The sequence below is a fragment of the Pseudidiomarina atlantica genome, assembly GCF_000753735.1.
GTDB classification, from domain to species: Bacteria; Pseudomonadota; Gammaproteobacteria; order Enterobacterales; family Alteromonadaceae; genus Pseudidiomarina; species Pseudidiomarina atlantica.
Genome location: NZ_JPIN01000001.1, coordinates 396,075 through 413,222, shown reverse-complemented (window position 1 = coordinate 413,222; position 17,148 = coordinate 396,075). Strand labels below are relative to the sequence as shown.

The window sequence follows — 17,148 nt, the reverse complement described above, 5'->3', positions numbered from 1 at the left end:
CTATTTCAAGTTCGATAGCAAGATAATAACAATTGATCCAGATCAAGCCATGCTTTAATCGGACAATAAACTGGTTAATTTAGGACAGCTGGCGTAGTATTCTATGCCCATGAAAGATTTTAAACGTCTACCGAATCAGGCGAGTGTCACCCAAAGCTTTACCCAAGCAATTGTGCAGCAGCTGGCACAGTTGGGAGTGCATTTATCTGTTGATTTGCAACAGCAATTGGCGCAACACCATGGCCAACAGCGCTTGCCATTGGCCTTGCAAGATGCGCTGTGGCAGAGCCTTGAGCAACAGCAACGCCCAGAGCTAGGGCTACACATAGGCATGGCGTTACAGCCGCAACACTTCGATACCATAGGTTTTTTGCTGTTGAGTTCACCCGCACTTGGTACTGCGGTTGAGAGTTTGGTCAACTATTCATCGTTGATTGGTGAGGGGGGAACTTTCAGTCGGCACAAAACTACTAGCGGTTGGCAAATTGAGTACAACGATCACTTCACCGTGGCGGTGGCGCTTCGCGTTGAAGCCATTTTTGCCAGTATTGCTAGCGGTGCGCGATGGGTTGCTGGCAAAGCCATTGCGCCGCTACAAGTGCAATTTAAGCATACACGCCAAGCTTCACTCGCTGAGTATCAACGCGCATTCGCAGGTGCAGATGTGCGTTTTAATGCGTTGCGCAATGCGATTAGCTACAGCGATGCCGATTGGCATTATCGTCAACGCGAGGTAAACCCTGCGCTGCAAACGCAAATGCTTGAGCTGGCAAAACAGCAACTAGCGCAGTTACAGCCGCAAACGTTGATACAACGCGTAGCAGCGCTGCTGCAGCGACAACCGTGGCTGACGCGGACGCAACTCGCTGCAAGTTTAGCTGTTAGCGAGCGTACCCTAGCGCGCCATTTGACCGCGGCTAATACGAGCTACAATAAACTGTCGCAACAGGTAAAGTTAGAGCTAGCGTTGCAGCAATTGCAACGCCCCGGTGTTACCCAAGCGAGCCTTGCCGATTTTCTTGGCTACAGCGACGAACAAGCTTTCGCTAAAGCCTTTCGACGTTGGACTGGGAAGAATTTTTCCGACTTTAGAAAAGGTTAAAATACAACGCTTTTCGTGTTAAATCTCTGTTATGTGCTATTAATAAGTAGTGATTGGTAATCCGTAGCGGAAGTTTCATGAAGTCGCAAATCGAGAACTGTATTTTCAAATATAAATGTGAAGCGCTTTGGGAAGCACTTGAGCGCACTGAGGCGGATACGATTCGCTTCTGTCCAGAATGTGAGCGCAATGTTTATGCGTGCCATAACGACTGGGATTTAGCTGAACATATTCGCGCTGGGCACTGTATCGCGCTATTCCGTGACGATGGCGCAGAGCTTGCGCTGGGCGAGCCTGCTTCAGCCTATCCAGCTTACCGAACGCCAGCAGAACCGCCCCAGTTGAGTGAGGCATTGTTGGCCAACTATCGCAAAGCTGATTACGTATTTCGTTATGGTCAGTACTCCACGAAAATGAAAATCGGCAAAAAATGTGACGATTTAGCCTACATGATGGCCGACTTTCAAGCGACGACAGCTGTCTTTATTACCCCATATAATCCGCACGGCGAGTTGCTTGGTCAGGAAGAAAACCTTGAACGATACGAACGTTTCGTCGACGAAATAAAGATGATTGGCAATTCATTCTTTTATGGCTATGGTGGTGATCCAGACAATGAGTGGCCACCAGAAAAAAGCTTGCTGATTTTTAATCTTAGCCGGCGTGAAGCCAATGCGATTGCAAAAAAATACGAACAAAACGCCTTTGTTTTTGTTGACCAACAAGCGATCCCAGAATTAGTGGTAACAACCTAAAGTGCTCGGAGCACAAACGCAGTGGAGGTTTTGGATGACCGAATCAACAAATGAAGAGCAGTATGAGCGCCTGTGGTTACGCATCAGTCGCGCTTTCTTTAAAAGTGACCCAATGAACACCGGCTGCCAAGAAAACGAATGCTTTGACGAATATGAGCGCATTGCAGACGCGGCAACGCATTACGTACTCGAGGGTTCGAGCGAGGCGCAAGCAGTACGCCAAGCGCTCGAGGATAGTTTTGGCGACTGGGTCACCGACGATAATGTCGCTGCGGTGATGGATTATTTAAGGGCGTAAGTCACCGTGCAAAAACTTACACACAAAGACGACTTTGCCATATTCCTGAAATGACCATTTGATGCAGTCTTGCAAGGCCGCCATCACTGTATCGTAGTCACCAAAAACCTGCGTGCTGAGGGTGTTGGTGATGATGTGCAAGCCGTCATGGCGATGCAACTGCTCAATAAACCCTTTGATCGGCTCGATATAGTTGTCGGCCAGTGGGTACTTGCTAATATCTACGGTTAATTTCATGGTCCTCTCCGTTTAACAGTCGTGTTTAAGTAAGGATTTTACAGGCTGCAGATAAAGGATACAGAGTTTTCATTGACACTACCAAAATCGCTACTATTATTTGTATATGCCTAGTGTATATACAGAGGTTTGTATGGCGAAAACTAAACTATTTATGAATAACCGCACCCAGGCGGTGCGCTTGCCAAAAGATGTTGCCTTTCCTGATGGTGTAGAGGAGGTTGAGGTCTACGCTGTGGGCGAGAGTCGCATTATTACCCCGGCGCGAGAGAGTTGGGCTTCTTGGTTCGCTGCGGAATCCGTTACGGATGACTATCTTGCAGAGCGTCATCAACCACAGCCACAAGAGCGAGATGATTCATGATGTTACGCTACTTGTTTGACACCGACTTCTGCATTTACGTCATGAAAAATAAACCTGCTTCATTAGCGCCAGTGTTTTCGCAGCTATCACGTCAAATTGCAATAAGCTCCGTGACTGCGATGGAGCTTATCTATGGCGCTGAAAAGTCGGCGCAGGTCACGGCAAATATGGAAAAGCTCGAGAGCTTTTTAGCCCGTTTGACGGTGCTTGATTATGACTTAGCAGCGGCGCGGCAGACTGGAATCATACGCGCACAGCTTGCCACTAAAGGAATGCCGATAGGCGCTTATGATCTACAAATCGCCGGTCACGCACGTTCGGAAAACCTCATCTTGGTGACCAACAATCAGCGCGAATTCTCGCGCGTTCCGGGGTTAGTCATTGATAATTGGTTAGAACGCGTGCCGAATTTTTCGCTCAACGAACCATCGCCAGCCTACAGTTAGCTTACGAAGGTGTTTTTTACGCGGCGTGAGACCAACATGTAAGGAACCCAGATGCAGATAGCAATTGCGCTACGGAAAAAGCCGCGCACTGTTTCTTCATCCCAGATTGGCATGTCTGGCAATACAATTGATACCAAATAGGTATCGATAACCAGTATCAAAGCACTGACCAGCACGTAGACTATGTAAACCCGAGCAAACCACCGATGCTTAGTAAAAAACAGTACCGCCAGCCAAAGTGAGGCGATGAACATGAGAGCATTGGCCAGCATCTCGCCGGTGACCAGCTCGACAAAATAAGGGATATAGGATTTTGAATTAGGATTAGTAAGTACATTCCAGTTCTCGATTGCTAACAAATCGAATAACAATGGAAGTGTCGTGACTAAAAGAACGATCGGGCCCGTGACAATACCAATGGCGACTAAAATAAGCCAACCACCAATGCCTTGCGGCTCTGTTGCTTGTGCTGTGTCCTTGTTTTCAGCTAGTTCCGTCATTTTTATGATTCCTTGTTGTTGACGTTTAATTGATTCTGTAAGTCGAGTCGCGTATCACTAGTTGTGGCGCAAACACCGCACGAATGTCCTTAATCGGTTGTTGATAAACGTTTTTCAGTACCCATTGCGCGGCCATGTGGCCAATTTCACCGAGTGGATAATCGATAGTGGTCAACTTCGGATAAGTGTAATGGGCGAAGTTGACGTTATCGAAACCAACCACGGACAGTTGGCTGGGCAAATCCATACCCAAATCGTGGGCAGTTGTGATGGCGCCTGAGGCCATTTCATCGTTGGCACACACGAGGGCGGTAAAGGGCTTGTCGAGGCTGCGGAAATACTGCAGTGCTTTGACCCCGCCGGTCTCCTGATAATCGCCCTCAAACACTAAGTTCGAGTCAAAGGGCACGCCAAACTCTTGCAGGGCGCGTTGATGCCCTTGATAGCGCTCTTGTGCATCGCGTTTCCACATCGGACCTGAAACATAGGCAATGGCACGATGGCCTAGTTCTAATAAATGCTTGGTGGCAAGGTAGCCACCCAGCAAATTGTCAAGATTAATGCAGCGATCGGCTAACTGTTCGACTAAGCGGTTCATCAGTACGAACGCACAACCGGCATCGGCGAGTCCACGCAGGTAATCGTCGCTGACTGCTTCAACGTGCAGAATCAGCGCATCGCAATTACGGCTGCGCAAAAACTCAATACTCTCGCGTTCGAGTTCTTCGTCACTGTGACCGGCGGCGATGATGACGTGCTTTCCGACCCGGCGAAACTCGTTTTCGATACGACTTAGTAATTCGGCGTAAAACGGACCACCGAGCTCTGGCACCAGAATACCAATGCTGTTCGAACGATTCGAGGCGAGTGATTGGGCAACTGAATTGGGGCGGTAGCCGAGCTCTTTCATCGCGGCTTCGACTTTTTCGCGCGTAGCCTCACGCACTGGCGCCGTTTTATTGATAACGCGGGAGACTGTGGCGAGCGAAACGCCTGCTAGTTTCGAGACTTCGTAGATAGTTGCCATGTTGTTATTATGCTTTTTCCGTCAGCTCGCGGGCGATTGCCACCACGCGTGTTTGACTAAGAGTGTACCCGCGCATCAGCCACGCGACAACAATTGACGCAACTGCAGGTAACAGGGTAAACGCCAGCAAGATCCCGTATTGGGTGTGCGCGCTTTGCACTTGGTCGGCTTGATAGCCATAAAACGCGAGCCACCAACCGGCAATGGCACCACCAAGGGCAATGCCTATTTTGATAAAAAACACCACCGACGCATACACCAAGCCATTGGCGCGAATTCCAGTTTGCTGCTGACCATAATCAACCACGTCAGCAATTTTGGCCCACAGCATAGGTGTTGCCATTTGTAAGAAAAAGCTCCACAAAAAGTACAAGGCAAAGGCCAGCAAGAGTTGCTCAGGCGCAATAAAGAAAGCGGCAGCAGAGAGCACTGCGGCAATCAAGTGTAAGGCTTTATAAGCGGTAACTTTGTCGATATGTCGGGTAACACGATTGGCCACGGCACAACCAAGAATATTGCCGACCATGCCCAGGGAAACAAACTCAGTAATGAGATCTTCGCGCAGCAGAAAGTATTTGACGTAATAAATCGCCAAGGTGTTTTTGATGGCAATACCAATCAGCACAAATACTGCGACCGCGGCCAGAGTACGCATGGCTGAGTTTTGCCAGAGGCTGCGCATGCCGGTACGAATATTAAGTTGTTGGTCAGTAGGTGGCTGCACGCGTTCGCGCGTCCCGGCAAAGCAGAGTAAGAACAGCACCACGCCAAAGACACTCATGGCACCGATGGTGAGTTGGTAACCTAAGGCTCGGTCACCTTGACCAAAATAGTCCACCAACGGCAAGGTGAGTAGGCTGACAATGAGGCCACCGAGCATACCGAAAACGAAACGATAAGACTGAATCGATACGCGGTCATCTGGATCTTTGGTCAGTGCGCCGCCGAGTGCCGAATAGGGAATGTTGATAGCGGTATAGGCGAGCATAAGGAGGGTGTAGGTCGCATACGCCCAAATGACTTTGCCGCTCTCAGCTAAATCAGGCGTGGTGAATGCCAAAATACTGCATACTGCAAAGGGAATCACCAACCATAGTAAATAGGGACGAAATGAACCAAATCTGGTGCGGGTCTTGTCGGCCAACAGGCCCATCAGCGGATCGGTAACGGCATCAATCAGACGAACAACAAGGAACATAGTGCCGACAGTGGCGGCCGAGATACCGAAAATATCGGTATAGAAGAATGCTAAAAATAGCATCACGGTTTGGAAGATCAGGTTACTGGCGGTATCACCTAGGCCGTACGCGATTTTCTCGCGCCGACTTACTTGCTGCCAACCTGTCATAGTGCCTCCGCAACCTGCCACTGTGCTTTACGGGCGCGCCAAAAATCGCGTAAGGCGAGGGCGCTAGCCTTGGGAATACGTTGTTGCGTGGTGTAATCGACGTACACGATACCGAAGCGCTTACTGTAGCCTTCTGCCCATTCAAAGTTATCGAGGAGACTCCAGGCAAAATAGCCGCGCATATCGAGTCCTGCTTTGATACAGTCGTCAACTGCCAACAAATGCTTCTGATAGTAATCGATACGCGCCGGATCGTGAACTGTAATTTCTCCACCGTTGTGGTCAGCACTGTGGTCGATAACGTCAGGGAAGGCAGCACCATTTTCTGTGATGTAAATCGGCGGCAAGCCCTGCATTTGGTGTTTTAGCTGGGTCAGCACTTCAGTTAAACCTTGCGGATAGATCTCCCAGCCCATGGTAGTCAATGGCGGCTCAGTCGGTGGCACATCGGAGAACCAACCGTTTTTGGCACGAAACACGGTACGGGTATAATAGTTCACGCCTAAGAAATCGAGTGGCTGGGCAATGATTTGCATATCGCCAGGGTGAATGTCGGGGAGTTCATCGGCTTTTAATACATGGGTCAGGTCTGGATAGCTGCCTTTTAACAAGGGTTGTAGATACCAGAGATTATGATATGCATGGGCCAGTTCGGCTGCGGCTCGGTCGGCTGGAGCATCGCTAAACGCGTGGCAGGGACTAAAGTTTAATACAATCCCGTGTTCAGCTTTTGGCGCATGTTTACGTAACACTTGAATTGCCGCCCCGTGCGCGAGTAATAAATGATGCGCTGCTTGGCGACCTTCTTTGCGGTTCTTATGCCCCGGTGCGTGAATGCCAGCCTCGTAACTTAAATAGGCACTACAGAATGGCTCATTAATAGTGGCATATGCGGCAACTTTATTACCTAGTGCTTGGCCAATGACCTCGGCGTATTGAGCAAAACGAGCAACAGTGTCGCGACTCAACCAACCACCTTGATCTTCGAGATACTGTGGCAGATCCCAATGATAAAGCGTGACGTGCGGCGCAATGCCATTTGCTAACAAGCCGTCAACTAGGTCGATGTAGAATTGTAAGCCCTGCTTATTTACCGAACCATCGGCATTAATGACACGGCCCCATGCAATTGAGAAGCGGTAGGCATCAACACCTAAATCACTAATGAGTGCTAAATCTTCGCGCCAGTGTTTGATATGTTCACAGCTGACCAGTCCGTTAGAAGCGTCTTTGATACGGCCAGGTTGAGCGCAAAAGGTGTCCCAAATACTTGCTTCACGCTGATCGGCTGCTCCTTCGATTTGGAACGAAGAGGTAGCGACACCGAAGGTAAATTCCGGAGTGAGCAGCTTCGAATGGGGCGGTAAAGTAATTTTTGTCATTTGCGATCCCGTGCCAATATGCTATAAATGAAAGCGCTTTCATCATAGGCTATAAACTGACCCAAGGTCAAAAAATTATAACGATTGAGGTTTCCATGACCGAGCAGAACAACAACTATCGGTTCGCGCTGACTGCGTTGACCACACTTTTCTTTATGTGGGGCTTTATTACTTGCCTTAACGATATTTTGATCCCGTACCTGCGCTTGCTGTTCGATTTGAACTACGCCCAATCGATGCTGATTCAGTTCTGCTTCTTTGGCGCGTACTTTATCGTGTCGATTCCGGCTGGCTTATTAATTGGTAAGATTGGTTACAAGATGGGGATTGTCACTGGCTTAATGATTGCTGGTGCGGGTTGTGTGCTGTTTTACCCAGCCGCGCAAGCCGAAATCTACGGTTTATTCTTGCTGGCACTCTTTGTACTGGCGTCAGGTATCACCATTTTGCAAGTGGCAGCGAATCCTTACGTCACCGTGCTTGGCGATCCGGAAACCTCATCTAGCCGCCTCACTTGGACCCAAGCATTCAACTCATTGGGGACAACGGTAGCGCCGTTCTTCGGTGCGTGGTTGATTTTCGGCGGCGTTGCAGACCCTGAAGTTACTGGCGTTAGCAAAGACACCGTCAGCCTACCGTACTTTATCTTAGCTGGCGCACTGGTATTGATAGCAGTTATTTTCATGCGCTTAAAATTACCAGACATGGGTCGAGTGGATGCCGCAGAGATACTTCCAACTGAGGGCTCGGCATGGAAACAGCGCCACTTAGTGTTGGGGGCTATTGGCATTTTCGTTTATGTCGGTGCTGAAGTGGGTATCGGTAGTTTCCTAGCCATGTATATTGCCCAACCGGAAATTGGTGACATGAGCACGTCAAAAGCAGCCCACTTCATCTCCTGGTACTTCGGTGGTGCAATGGTGGGGCGCTTCTTGGGCGCAGCCATCATGCAGAAAATCTCTGGTAATTGCGTGTTGGCGTTCAATGCCATTGCCGCAGTGCTGTTACTTGCGACGACGATGACGACTTCCGGCACTTTAGCCATGTGGGCATTGCTGTTTGTCGGTTTGTGTAACTCGATTATGTTCCCAACCATCTTTAGTTTGGCACTACAGAATCTGAAACACAGCCGTGGACAAGGCTCAGGCATCTTATGTTTAGCGATTGTCGGTGGTGCGATTGTGCCGCTGGCACAAGGTTTCTTAGCGGATCGTGTGGGCATCCAAATGTCGTTTATTATTCCATTGGCCTGTTACGTGTACATCGCCTTTTATGGTCTTCGTGGTTACGTTCCACGTCCGTTTAAAGCAGTGCAGGAGGCGGCGTAATCATGGTTTTGCAAACAATTCATTGGCGTAAAAGTGCCATTGCAACTGCAGTATTAATCACCTTAGCAGGTTGCAGCGAGGCGCCAGAAACAGCCGCTAACGATGGCCAGCAAGCACAGCCGTTATGGCCGGCGATTCAATCGCCGGTCGACAAAAATGCGGAAATGGAGCAGCGCATTACGGATATGTTGGCGCAAATGACCCTTGAACAAAAAATCGCTCAGATGATTCAGCCAGAAATTCGCGACATCACTGTTGAAGACATGCGTCGTTACGGTTTTGGGTCGTACTTAAATGGCGGCGGTGCTTTCCCGAACGATGATAAATACGCCACGCCGCAAGACTGGATCCAGCTGGCGGAAGACATGTATCAAGCATCGGTCGACGACAGCCTTGATGGTATTAATATTCCGACCATGTGGGGTACGGATGCGGTACACGGGCATAACAACGTGATTGGCGCGACTATTGTCCCGCACAACATTGGCCTAGGCGCCGCCAATAATCCGGATTTGATTGAAGATATTGCCACGGTGACCGCGCGCGAAGTCATGGTCACTGGTATCGATTGGGTATTTGCTCCGACCGTAGCAAACGCGCAAAACTTGCGCTGGGGCCGCACCTACGAAAGTTATTCTGAAGATCCTGACATTATTAAAGCCTACTCAGCTTCTATCGTACGAGGGTTGCAAGGCACCGTTGGTAAAGACTTTTTGTCAGAACAGCGAGTGATTAGCACGGTTAAGCACTTTGTCGGTGACGGTGCCACCACGGATGGCATCGATCAAGGCAACGCCGAAATCGATGAACAGACGCTGTATGAACTGCATGCACAAGGTTATGTCGGCGGCTTGAATGCCGGCGCACAAACCGTAATGGCCAGTTTTAACAGCTGGAACGGCGTCAAAATCCATGGTCATGACTACTTGTTGACCGATGTCTTGAAACAGCAAATGGGTTTTGATGGTTTTGTGGTTGGTGACTGGAATGGTCATGGCCAAATCGACGGTTGTCGCAACGACAATTGTCCGCAAGCAGCGAACGCTGGACTCGATATGTATATGGTGCCGACCGCAGCATGGAAGCCATTGTACGAAAACTTGATTCAGCAAGTGCGCGATGGTGTGATTGCGGAAAGTCGAGTGGATGATGCGGTACGTCGTATCCTGCGCGTTAAAATGCGTGCTGGTTTATTCGATAAAGCGAGCCCGGCACAACGACCGCTCGCCGGTCGCACTGAACTTATTGGCTCTGCGGAGCACCGTGCGGTGGCACGTGAAGCAGTGCGTCAGTCATTAGTGCTATTGAAAAACCACGATCAGCTACTGCCACTTGACCCTAAGCAACGCATTTTGGTCGCTGGCAGTGGTGCTGATAATATTGGCCAGCAATCAGGCGGTTGGACTATTAGCTGGCAGGGCACTGGTAACACCAATGACGACTTTCCAGGTGGCACCTCGATCTATCAAGGCATCGCCAAGCAAGTCGCTGCCGCTGGTGGTGAAGCCGTGTTGTCCGTCGATGGTAGTTTTACTGAGCAGCCCGATGTCGCGGTAGTGGTCTTTGGTGAGCAACCTTACGCCGAAGGTAACGGTGATATCGATAATCTCGACTATCAACGCGGTAATGCCACTGACCTAGAGCTATTGCGCCGTTTAAAAGCTGCTGGCGTGCCGGTGGTGACTTTATTTATTAGTGGTCGCCCGATGTGGGTGAATCCAGAGCTTAACGCCTCCGACGCCTTTGTCGCGGTCTGGTTACCCGGTAGTGAAGGTGAGGGCGTTGCCGATGTGATTTTGCGTGACGCCAATGGTGCGGTGCAATATGACTTTGTAGGGCGTTTGCCATTCTCGTGGCCAGCCGACCCAAACCAAGCTAACCGCATGTTAATTGACGCGCAAAACCCGCCGTTATTACCGGTCGGTTTTGGTTTGAGTTATGGGGATGCAACTACGCTCAGCGATGCTTTGCCAGAGACCTATGAAGCCACCGTTGAAACTGCTGATTTGGCCATTTTTGACCGCGCGCCTCAAGCGCCATGGCTGCTCGAGTTACAAAGTGGTGAACAAAAGCAAATCATGGAAAGTAGTGTGCAAAGTGTTGGCACATTAACCGCGCGTACTTTTGATGATCAAGTACAAGAAGATGCGCGGCGTATTCAGTTTGGCGGGGGAGACACGGCGAGCTTTCAGTTTGTCACGCCATTCCCACGTGATTTGCGCGCCTACAGCGACGCTAACGCGGCGTTACAGGTCACCGTTAAGCTCGATGGTGAGGTACCAGAAGATGTCGCCTTGTGGCTTTCCTGTGGCGCTGATTGTGGTGTGGATGCCAACATCAGCGAACAATTACAAGCAGTGGCCGATAATAGCTGGCAGACCCTGAGCTTTAACGTGCAATGTTTGCAGCAAGCGGGCTTGGACTTGGGCGCAGTAGCGAGCGTCTTTGGCGTGCGTACCGCGGCTGAGTGGAGCTTTAGCTTTAACGATGTACGTTTGGTAGCAGACAGCGATGCTGAGGCGATTTGCTTGCAGTAGAGCTAGCGCCTATTACGCATCAATTACCCAAAGAAAAAGGCCCGCAAATTGCGGGCCTTTTTAGTTCCTTTTTGACTTTTTTGTTGCGGGGTTTGCTCGCCCCTAGGTGTCCAAGCACCCACTAGAAGCTATAGCGAGCGCCTAGTGAGTAACGCGGACCATACTGACGTGCGAAGAGGAACTGTTCTTCGTAACGTCCGTATCCTTGTTCTGTCTCGTTGTTCAGGTTGATACCTTCGAAGAAGACAGTAAAACGGTCAGTGATGTCATAGTTGACGCTCATGTCCCATTGGCCGTATTCACGGGCAAACTGTGGGGGAGCATCGGCTGAACCTTGCGCTTGACCGACACCGATCAAGTAGCTGTCACGCCAAGCGTAAGTGAATTTCACTGACAAGCCGTCTTTCTCGTAGAAAGCTTGGAAGTTAGCTGAATCACTCAAGCCGGTAAGCGGCGCTTGTTGGGTCAGACTATCCACATCAAATTCAACATCACCGTTAACGATAGTGGCATTCACACCCAAACCAAAGCCAGATTCACCGAACACGTGTTGCACTGCCATTTCCAGGCCGTCAACTTTCTTGCTGTCGGTGTTGCTTGGTTGGGTGATGTTCCACACCATCAATGGGTCATCTGCGTTTGGCTCAATGACGCCGTCTTCGTTGCCATACCCCAGTGCCAGCATTTCTTCAAAAATAGCGGTACTGGTTGCCTGCTCACCACGTGATTCTAGAGAGGCAATGGCTGCGTTGTAGCGTGGCCCTTCAAAAATATCGCGCAAGCCTTCAATGGTGATTTGCGTGATGGTGTTTTGAATGAAGTTGTCCACATCTTTACGGAAGTAACCAATGGCCGCATAGCTTGCCGGCGCATAGTAATATTCCAACGACACGTCAAAGTTAGTGGATTCGAACGGCAACAGGTTGGTATTACCTTGGCCGCCGACACGTGAACCTGGTTTCGGACTACCACTCAACGAACGCCCACCGGCCAATGCACCCAAAGGAGCACGGGTAATGGATTTGCCGTACGAGAAGCGGGCAAGTAGGTCAGGGGTCAATTCAACTTTTAGGTCGAACATTGGCAACACGACGTCGTGCTCACCAGTCAGAGTTAGGAAGTTCTGGCTGCCTGCAGGCTCGTATTGCATGATCCACTCAGACGGGCTGACCCAATTAACTTGCTGCTCGACACGCTGCTGCGTGGTGCTGGTCACGTCGGTTTGCTCATAGCGCACGCCCACGTTTAACTGTGAGTAGTAGCCCCACAAATCAAAGTCCCAATCCGATTGAATAAACACCGCATCAGTCACTTCGTTAACCCCGGACTGGCTATCAATACCACTGCGGAACGGGTCAGCTAAGTAGGCATCGTCGCCCATTAACGCTTCGGTCAAGTAGGCACGCTGACGCGCAACTGCTTCATCGAAATCATAGGTGTAGTAATAGTTGGTGAGTAAGTCAGCACCACCACCGACAAATTCGTCGAGAAAGTCGCCAGTGCTGTTACGGGTAAACATACCGTCCGGGAAAATAAAGGCGAACGCAGGATTAAAGCCAGGACCGCCTTCAAGACCACTCCACGCCTCGTAACCACCGAACGTTTGGTCGGTACGTGAGATACCGGCAGTAATCTTCACTAGCGGCGCGTTGAAGGTACCGTTGTTGTACCAGTCCGATTTAAATTGATACTGCTTAACCGTTGACTCGCCAGGGCGACGGAAGAACTGACTAAAGTTCGAGTCGATTTCACTTGGCATGAGTTCGTTCGTGCCATTCGCCCAGTTGATCAGAACCTGAGGAATTTCACCAGTACGATAATCGTAAATTTTCGAATCAAGCTGGTCTGAGCCCAAAATGACTTGGCCAAAGAAGTTACTTCCTGGGTCAACGCCATCGTCGGTTTCATTGCTTGAATCGTGGGCGTCGAACCAGAAGCGCAGGTCGTCGTTCACATCATACGTAATGTTCAAGCCAACTGATTGCGCTTTGACTTCGGTGGTGCCTTTTTCGGCGGTGAATGAACCGTCGTTGCCAGAAATATCGGCATACACTGCGGTACCATTCTCGTCGAGTTCATACGCGTTGATGTTGCCGCCAAACTCGTTCCAGATCCCCCAGCCAAATGCAGTACGGCCGGTCAGCGAGCGGCTAGCGGTGTAATCCGCAGTAATCATCAAATCACGAATTGGGGCAAATTGGAGCGTCAACTGACCGTTGGTACGCTCTTGGCTCAAGTCTTCGATGCCGTAGTTCATGTCTTTCGGGAAGAAATGGTTACCGACACGGTTACCTTCTTCATCGATAGGACGCGGATCGATAAACTCACCTTCTTCGAGCGTCGGGAGGCCTACGTTCGCCTGCCAGCCTTGGATGTTGGCGCGCTGGATTTGAAAATCACGGCGGTAATTCGAGAACGAAAACGCCAAACCGAACGTATCGTCGGCAAAAGTGTTGCTGTACACCGCAGCGATTTCAGGAGTAACGTCGTCACCTTTTTCCACCGAGGTGTCGTGCATGCCTTTACCCATAATCGAGAAGGCTTCACCAGAGCGTGCCAGTGGACGCGTAGTGACGATATTCACCGTTGCGCCCAAGCCGCCGCTTGGCAAGGCTGCGCGAGCTGTCTTGTAGACTTCAAGTGCACTCACGCCTTCTGAAGAGAGGTTTTCTAGGTTGTATGAACGGGTATTACCAGTACCAGGCATTTGCCGCCCGTTTAAGGTGATCAAGTTGAAGTCTGGACCAAAGCCACGCACGGTGATTTGGCTACCTTCACCATTGACCCGGCTGACCGATACACCGGTAATCCGTTGTAACGATTCAGCCAGGTTGGTGTCAGGGAACTTACCCATCTCTTCCGCGTTGATAGCGTCGACGACGCCACTGCTGTTACGTTTAAAATCAGCAGAACGGGCGAGACTGCCACGAATACCTTTGACTTCAATAACTTCTGTTTCTTCTTGAGCTTGTTCTTGTTGTTGCGGCTCTTGTTCTTGCGCGTAAAGCGGCTGGGCGAACCCAGCAGCGAGTACGACGGATACAGCGGCAGCAACGGGTGACTTCATAAAAGTTAGCTTTTTCATAATCTATGCTTCCGTTTTGTCGTACGCGTTAAAAGTTCGCAATTTGCACGTTGTCGATTTGATACACCGTACCTTGCCCGGTGCCCCAAGTAGGGAAGATCATCAGCACGTTGATATCACTGATATCAAGGCCGGCATCGAACAGTTCTTGCAATGGGAAATTGTAACGCGCCCATTCACCCACTACCGGTGCGGTATCGTAGTTACCAGCACTGAGCGGCAATTCAACAGCAGTCGCAGCTCCGGTGGATTCCACTTTGAAGAACCAGTCCGTAGGGCCGCCCGTCGGGTTTTCAACAATGCGCATGTCGAAACTAATCGCACCATTGGCAACCATGCTTGAGGCATCGTACGACACGCCTTCATTCGCGAGGAAACCAAGTACAGTCTCCGGCCAGCCAGGAATCGAAAACTGCGCGACCGAACCATAAGGAGCGCCGGCATCAACCACTTCAGGGGTCGTTCCAGCACAGCAATCCCACAGTGACCAGTCACTGTTGATGTTATTTGCAAACACGGTTAAACCGTCTTCACCCGCACTTGGGTTGTAAATACGTGCCTCGTCAACACGATAGACTGCACCGTTACCCGTATCCCAAGCTGGGAAGATCATCAGTACATCGATGGCTGAGACATCAAGGCCTGCATCAGACAGTTGCTGTAATGGGAAGGTATAGGTCGCCCATTCACCCGTGACCGGGTCGACGCCGGCGTTACCGGTGTTGAGATCAACTTCAACCGCCGAGCTCGCGCCGTCTGCTTCGATTTTGAACTTCCATACGGAATCAGGGTTGCTTGGTGCGTTGACAACTTTCATATCAAACTGCACGACACCTTCAACCATGATGCTCGTGGCGTCAAACTGAATGCCGCTATTTTCTGGTGGCTTAAAGCCCATGACCGTAGGTGTAGCACCGATGGTGAATTCGGCAACGGGGCCGCGTTCTTCGTCTTGTACGGTCTGTGGTGTGGTACCGCCACAGCAATCCCACATTGGCCAATCAGGGTTTTCTGCATCACCCCACAAGACCAGTTCAGGTGAAGGACCTTCAGGTGCGGCAATCTCAACGTTGGTCAATAGGTATTCTGCGCCATTACCGGTATCCCAAGCAGGGAAGACCATGATGACGTCGATACCCGATACATCTAGGCCAGCATCCGCTAGAGGTTGTAGGGGGAAGGTAAAGGTCTGCCATTCACCAGCAACCGGAGACAGGCCTTCGCTGCTTGCCGATAGCGGCAATTCGACGGCAGTTGAGCCTTCGTTGCTTTCGACTTTAAACAGCCAAGTAGAATCAGGGTTTGACGGTTGTGAAAGCACTTTCATGTCGAATGAAATCGCGCCTGTTGCAACAATCGGCGACGCGTCAAACGGTGAAGGCGTGCCATTCGGATCGGTAATGAAAGCCGAACGGCTTATGAAACCGTTTACCGTTGGTGTTGGACCCACAACAAATTTGTACGCAGGGCCAGCTTCTGTGTCATCTACTAACTCTGGCGTTGAACCACCACAGCAGTCCCACGCCGGCCAGTTTGGATTTGGCGTACCGTCAAAAATGGTTAGGTTACGCGCAACACCATCAGAAGGCGGTGAAGGGATAGGAGCTTCGCCTTCAACCAAGGTGTCTTCGTCTTTGTAACCGGCACGAATGGTTTCACAACCACGACCGGTGTTCGGGTTTTGTGCACACTCGTAAACGCGAACGTAATCAATTTCAAAGGTTTGACCATTAGCAAAGGCTTCTGGGTCAATTCCTGTTTCGTTCACGCTTTCCGGCCAGTTACCGCCTACCGCAAGGTTCATGATCAGGTAGAAGCGCTGGTCAAAAGGTGCGGGACCGTAATCGACCGTTAATTCGCCAGTGGTTTGATCGTAATACTCAGTGAACCAACCACGATGACGTAAACCAACCACTTCGCCGCGGCTGTTGTAGCGCTCCTGTGATGCCATTTGCGTGGCATAGAGATAACCATCCACATACCAACGAATCTCACCTTCTTGCCATTCAATCGCATAGGTGTGGAAGTCGTCGGCAGGATTCATGCCTTCAGGTAGCGCATAGGCTTTACCTGATGAAGAATTGTTCGGTGCATCACGGCCGTAGTGCAAAGTGCCGTAAACGTGGTTCTCAGGAGTCCCTGCAGCAGTGTCTGCCTTCAGGTTCACAGCTTCAACAATATCGATTTCGCCCGATTTCGGCCAGCCACCGTACACCGAGTCGGTCGGCATCATCCATACTGCCGGCCAAGCACCTTGGCCAAATGGCATTTTGGCGCGGACTTCGATACGACCGTATTTGAAGTCACCTTTTAAGCGACTGTTAATACGGGCTGACGTGTAAGGTTGCTCAGCGCCTTCTGCGGCAGGCAATGCAACGATCTTTAACGTATCTTCAGACACGTAGGCATTGGCTTCGCTGTCGGTGTAACACTGTTTCTCTTGGTTGCCACCGCCTAAGCAATTGACTTCGAATGACCATTTGCGGTCATCGATTTCATCGCCATTGAACTCGTCACTCCAAACAAGTTGCCAGTCGCTTACGGGTTCGCTTGGGTCGATGGCGTCAAAATTAGAATTCGTTTTGACGTCATCACCGCCGCAACCGACAAGGCCGAGCGTAAGGAAGAGCGCCGCGATGGGGCTCTTTTTCATGATGTTGTTGTACATAACTGTGTTCCTGGTTGTTCACACATGCTGTTTTGTATTTGTTTTAGCTGCTTTATGAAAGCGCTTTCATA

General features: G+C 50.4%; 14 protein-coding genes. 7 read left to right on the top strand and 7 right to left on the bottom strand.

Translation table 11 applies throughout. The annotated features are described in order from the left end of the window. Positions 1 to 109 precede the first annotated feature (109 nt). The 3 genes from IDAT_RS02015 to IDAT_RS02005 all read left to right on the top strand — a co-directional run bounded on the left by IDAT_RS02015 (position 110) and on the right by IDAT_RS02005 (position 2,155). On the top strand, positions 110 to 1,102 hold the full coding sequence (locus tag IDAT_RS02015; protein WP_034729808.1) for an AraC family transcriptional regulator: 993 nt from the start codon (positions 110 to 112) through the stop codon (positions 1,100 to 1,102). A gap of 77 nt (positions 1,103 to 1,179) precedes the next feature. Continuing rightward, positions 1,180 to 1,857 carry a DUF3293 domain-containing protein gene (locus tag IDAT_RS02010; protein ID WP_034729805.1) on the top strand — a complete coding sequence of 226 codons (678 nt, stop codon included), beginning with the start codon at positions 1,180 to 1,182 and terminating at the stop codon, positions 1,855 to 1,857. A 34-nt stretch (positions 1,858 to 1,891) separates the two neighbouring features. Next, positions 1,892 to 2,155, top strand: a complete 264-nt coding sequence (locus tag IDAT_RS02005) for a hypothetical protein (protein ID WP_034729803.1) — start codon at positions 1,892 to 1,894, stop codon at positions 2,153 to 2,155. Here IDAT_RS02005 and IDAT_RS02000 read toward each other — a convergent pair. Continuing rightward, the gene (locus IDAT_RS02000) at positions 2,144 to 2,392 is read right to left on the bottom strand and encodes a hypothetical protein (RefSeq protein ID WP_034729800.1); all 249 of its coding nucleotides are present in this window, start codon (positions 2,390 to 2,392) and stop codon (positions 2,144 to 2,146) included. The genes IDAT_RS02005 and IDAT_RS02000 overlap by 12 nt on opposite strands. Positions 2,393 to 2,525: 133 nt before the next feature. On the opposite strand from IDAT_RS02000, the gene vapB reads away from it, so the two are divergent. Further along, the gene (vapB, locus tag IDAT_RS01995) at positions 2,526 to 2,756 is read left to right on the top strand and encodes a type II toxin-antitoxin system VapB family antitoxin (RefSeq protein WP_034729796.1); all 231 of its coding nucleotides are present in this window, start codon (positions 2,526 to 2,528) and stop codon (positions 2,754 to 2,756) included. Then, on the top strand, positions 2,753 to 3,202 hold the full coding sequence (gene vapC / locus IDAT_RS01990; protein ID WP_034729793.1) for a type II toxin-antitoxin system tRNA(fMet)-specific endonuclease VapC: 450 nt from the start codon (positions 2,753 to 2,755) through the stop codon (positions 3,200 to 3,202). The genes vapB and vapC overlap by 4 nt, the downstream gene beginning before the upstream one ends. On the opposite strand, the gene IDAT_RS01985 is transcribed toward vapC, so the two are convergent. Genes IDAT_RS01985 through IDAT_RS01970 form a run of 4 tightly spaced genes read right to left on the bottom strand, consistent with a single transcriptional unit; the run spans position 3,199 to position 7,459 of the window. Then, positions 3,199 to 3,702: a DUF2569 domain-containing protein gene (locus IDAT_RS01985; protein WP_051986504.1), complete on the bottom strand. Its 504-nt coding sequence runs from the start codon at positions 3,700 to 3,702 to the stop codon at positions 3,199 to 3,201. The two genes, vapC and IDAT_RS01985, sit on opposite strands and share 4 nt — an antisense overlap. A 25-nt stretch (positions 3,703 to 3,727) precedes the next feature. Next, positions 3,728 to 4,729, bottom strand: a complete 1,002-nt coding sequence (locus IDAT_RS01980) for a LacI family DNA-binding transcriptional regulator (protein WP_034729790.1) — start codon at positions 4,727 to 4,729, stop codon at positions 3,728 to 3,730. A 7-nt stretch (positions 4,730 to 4,736) separates the two neighbouring features. Next, positions 4,737 to 6,077, bottom strand: a complete 1,341-nt coding sequence (locus IDAT_RS01975) for a glycoside-pentoside-hexuronide (GPH):cation symporter (RefSeq protein WP_034729787.1) — start codon at positions 6,075 to 6,077, stop codon at positions 4,737 to 4,739. Beyond that, positions 6,074 to 7,459, bottom strand: coding sequence for a GH1 family beta-glucosidase (locus tag IDAT_RS01970; protein WP_034729785.1), 1,386 nt, complete (start codon positions 7,457 to 7,459; stop codon positions 6,074 to 6,076). The genes IDAT_RS01975 and IDAT_RS01970 overlap by 4 nt, the downstream gene beginning before the upstream one ends. A 95-nt stretch (positions 7,460 to 7,554) precedes the next feature. Here IDAT_RS01970 and IDAT_RS01965 point away from each other — a divergent pair, with 95 nt between their 5' ends. Together IDAT_RS01965 and IDAT_RS01960 are read left to right on the top strand one after the other, a co-directional pair. Further along, positions 7,555 to 8,787 carry a sugar MFS transporter gene (locus IDAT_RS01965; protein WP_051986503.1) on the top strand — a complete coding sequence of 411 codons (1,233 nt, stop codon included), beginning with the start codon at positions 7,555 to 7,557 and terminating at the stop codon, positions 8,785 to 8,787. 2 nt (positions 8,788 to 8,789) lie between these two features. Then, positions 8,790 to 11,324 carry a glycoside hydrolase family 3 protein gene (locus IDAT_RS01960; protein ID WP_034729782.1) on the top strand — a complete coding sequence of 845 codons (2,535 nt, stop codon included), beginning with the start codon at positions 8,790 to 8,792 and terminating at the stop codon, positions 11,322 to 11,324. A 121-nt stretch (positions 11,325 to 11,445) separates the two neighbouring features. On the opposite strand, the gene IDAT_RS01955 is transcribed toward IDAT_RS01960, so the two are convergent. Both IDAT_RS01955 and IDAT_RS01950 read right to left on the bottom strand, forming a co-directional pair. After that, complete coding sequence (locus IDAT_RS01955) at positions 11,446 to 14,409, bottom strand: TonB-dependent receptor (RefSeq protein WP_034729779.1); 2,964 nt, start codon at positions 14,407 to 14,409, stop codon at positions 11,446 to 11,448. 28 nt (positions 14,410 to 14,437) lie between these two features. Beyond that, the gene (locus tag IDAT_RS01950) at positions 14,438 to 17,077 is read right to left on the bottom strand and encodes a glycoside hydrolase family 16 protein (protein ID WP_034729776.1); all 2,640 of its coding nucleotides are present in this window, start codon (positions 17,075 to 17,077) and stop codon (positions 14,438 to 14,440) included. Positions 17,078 to 17,148: the final 71 nt, after the last annotated feature.

Coding starts and splice junctions, on each gene's coding strand:
- IDAT_RS02015 (WP_034729808.1), top strand. CDS start 110: ATGAAAGATTTTAAACGTCTACCGAATCAGGCGAGTGTCACCCAAAGC.
- IDAT_RS02010 (WP_034729805.1), top strand. CDS start 1,180: ATGAAGTCGCAAATCGAGAACTGTATTTTCAAATATAAATGTGAAGCG.
- IDAT_RS02005 (WP_034729803.1), top strand. CDS start 1,892: ATGACCGAATCAACAAATGAAGAGCAGTATGAGCGCCTGTGGTTACGC.
- IDAT_RS02000 (WP_034729800.1), bottom strand. CDS start 2,392: ATGAAATTAACCGTAGATATTAGCAAGTACCCACTGGCCGACAACTAT.
- vapB (WP_034729796.1), top strand. CDS start 2,526: ATGGCGAAAACTAAACTATTTATGAATAACCGCACCCAGGCGGTGCGC.
- vapC (WP_034729793.1), top strand. CDS start 2,753: ATGATGTTACGCTACTTGTTTGACACCGACTTCTGCATTTACGTCATG.
- IDAT_RS01985 (WP_051986504.1), bottom strand. CDS start 3,702: ATGACGGAACTAGCTGAAAACAAGGACACAGCACAAGCAACAGAGCCG.
- IDAT_RS01980 (WP_034729790.1), bottom strand. CDS start 4,729: ATGGCAACTATCTACGAAGTCTCGAAACTAGCAGGCGTTTCGCTCGCC.
- IDAT_RS01975 (WP_034729787.1), bottom strand. CDS start 6,077: ATGACAGGTTGGCAGCAAGTAAGTCGGCGCGAGAAAATCGCGTACGGC.
- IDAT_RS01970 (WP_034729785.1), bottom strand. CDS start 7,459: ATGACAAAAATTACTTTACCGCCCCATTCGAAGCTGCTCACTCCGGAA.
- IDAT_RS01965 (WP_051986503.1), top strand. CDS start 7,555: ATGACCGAGCAGAACAACAACTATCGGTTCGCGCTGACTGCGTTGACC.
- IDAT_RS01960 (WP_034729782.1), top strand. CDS start 8,790: ATGGTTTTGCAAACAATTCATTGGCGTAAAAGTGCCATTGCAACTGCA.
- IDAT_RS01955 (WP_034729779.1), bottom strand. CDS start 14,409: ATGAAAAAGCTAACTTTTATGAAGTCACCCGTTGCTGCCGCTGTATCC.
- IDAT_RS01950 (WP_034729776.1), bottom strand. CDS start 17,077: ATGTACAACAACATCATGAAAAAGAGCCCCATCGCGGCGCTCTTCCTT.